The 1,399-nt window shown below is 55.1% G+C and carries 2 protein-coding genes and 1 pseudogene; all 3 read left to right on the forward strand.

What is annotated here, in order from left to right:
- Positions 1-7 precede the first annotated feature (7 nt).
- Complete coding sequence (locus FGS84_RS30605) at positions 8-100, forward strand: DUF3885 domain-containing protein (protein WP_279232868.1); 93 nt, start codon at positions 8-10, stop codon at positions 98-100.
- 27 nt (positions 101-127) lie between these two features.
- A complete protein-coding gene (locus FGS84_RS30610; RefSeq protein WP_138311891.1) occupies positions 128-907 on the forward strand; it encodes a hypothetical protein in 780 nt (259 codons plus the stop codon).
- A gap of 26 nt (positions 908-933) precedes the next feature.
- Positions 934-1,399 (forward strand): annotated as a pseudogene (locus FGS84_RS30615) (spondin); the annotation flags it as partial.

The following is a 1,399-nucleotide window of genomic DNA, read 5'->3' on the forward strand; positions in this document are numbered from 1 at the left end:
ACAGAAGCTGCTATTGCCTCTCTATCATCAATTTCATGACTGGATTTTGGAATACAATCTGGAGAAGATTGACCAGATGTTCGCTCCAGCAAAAGAATGACCGCATAACAGAAAAGGAGACATTACTATGGGACTTGACATCTACGCCGGGACGCTGACCCGGTATTATTCTCACAACTGGAAAACCGTTGTTCAGCAGTGGGCGGAGGAAAACGGATATACCTTCAACCGGATCACACCGGATGGAGAACCTGCTGACAACGAGGAGGAACTGTCCCCGGCTGAGGTCCAGGCGGCAGTGGAGGACTGGCGGGATCAGATCCTGGCCGCCATTTCCCAGCCGAACCAGCCGCCCTACACTCCATGGCCGGAGGACAACGAGCGGTCCTATTACACCGATAAGCCGGATTGGGATGCCTTTGGCGCTATGCTGCTGGTAGCTGCCTGTCGTACATACGAGGAACCGGTGCCTCCCACCGTGGAGAAGGACTGGATCTTCGGGGAGCATCCCCTGATTGCCCGCCTTGCATCAGACGAGGAGCGGGTGTGGTCCCTGTTTCGGGGCGTGACTTGGTGGATTCCCCTCACCGACAGCTTTCTGTTCCAAGGCCCTCTGCCCACCGATGGTCAGACGATGATCGCCACCTTGGGCGGACTACGGAAGGAGCTGGAAAAGCTGAACCATCTGGCATGGCAGGCCGATGAGGACACCATCCTTGGCTGGGCAGACACGGAGGGATACCCGGTAGACGGAACCGTAGACACAGATGGACAGTACAGCAAGGCAGACATCCCGGAACACACCCAGTATGACACCCAATCCCTGGCCAAATTCGCCTTCTCCATGTTCTGGCGAGCCATGCGGTTTGCCGAGGAACAGCAGGTGCCCATCCTGCTTGATTATTAAAGAGAATTCGTCAGGAGGTAGAGACCATGGAACAAAAACGCCCGGCGGACATCTTTGCGGAGGCTCTGGACTACCTATGGAACGGCCTGGGCCTGGAGAAAAAGGGCTGGAAGCGTCTGAAAAAGGGTGACTTCAAAAAGAGAACGAAAAACGGCCTGACCTACCTCATCTGGTTTGAGCGGAGCCGCTACAACTACATAGACTACGAAATCGGCCATGGAAATGTGGAGGTGGGCTTCAGCTGTACCATAAAGCAGGGAGATGATCGTTTCTACTCTTTCGAAATAGAACCGACAACAGGCGGTTCGTTCTTTCGGATGCTGACAGAGGATCTGCTGCTGGACACCGGGCTGCTGGACACCTTTCTGCCCCTGATCCAAGCCCACTACCTTGACTTTATCGACCGATTTGAGGCGGACCCGGCAGAGGCATTACATCCGGTCTGCGCCCCCTTTATCCAGCCGGAGGATTACAGCTGGTGCATCCATGTGG

The organism is Clostridium sp. 1001271st1 H5 (assembly GCF_005845215.1).
Lineage (GTDB): Bacteria > Bacillota > Clostridia > Lachnospirales > Lachnospiraceae > Enterocloster.

What these genes read in the sequence shown, in the direction of transcription:
- FGS84_RS30610 (WP_138311891.1), top strand. Translation starts at nt 128, where the DNA reads ATGGGACTTGACATCTACGCCGGGACGCTGACCCGGTATTATTCTCAC.